This window comes from Pseudoalteromonas sp. GW168-MNA-CIBAN-0100, assembly GCF_040309225.1.
Taxonomy (GTDB): domain Bacteria; phylum Pseudomonadota; class Gammaproteobacteria; order Enterobacterales; family Alteromonadaceae; genus Pseudoalteromonas; species Pseudoalteromonas arctica.
In genome coordinates this window covers 1-396 of sequence record NZ_JBEOOL010000179.1, presented here as the reverse complement: position 1 = coordinate 396, position 396 = coordinate 1, and the positions used below count along the sequence as shown (strand labels likewise).

The 396-nt window shown below is 40.9% G+C and carries 1 pseudogene; it reads left to right on the top strand.

The features are described 5' to 3' along the window. A pseudogene (locus AAEY62_RS20605) lies at positions 1 to 396 on the top strand (kinase); the annotation flags it as partial.

Below are 396 nucleotides of genomic sequence, written 5' to 3'. Positions count from 1 at the left end.
ATAGTGGCTTGTGAGCTTGACGGACAGGCGTGTGTTATAAAGGCGGTGAATATTCCTGAGGTTATAAATCACCCAAAGATTAAACAAACGGCGTTTGCTGTTAATCGTAAGCGTAAATCTTATAATGTTGAATACTACTTTTATAATGATTGCAGCCAGCAGTTACCTAATAACGCTGCTGCTATTGGCTGTTTAGCCGCAATCCAAAATGATCAGCAATATGTGCTGGCGTTTAACGATTTTACCCAGCAGGGCTATGTACAAGCTTTGCCTCAAGACTATCGCGAGGTTATTAAATGGTTAGCGCATTTTCATGCGTTTAATCTAACAATTGAAGCTGTTACTCACGCGGCTGAAAAGTTATGGCCACAGGGCAATTATTGGCATTTAAGTACG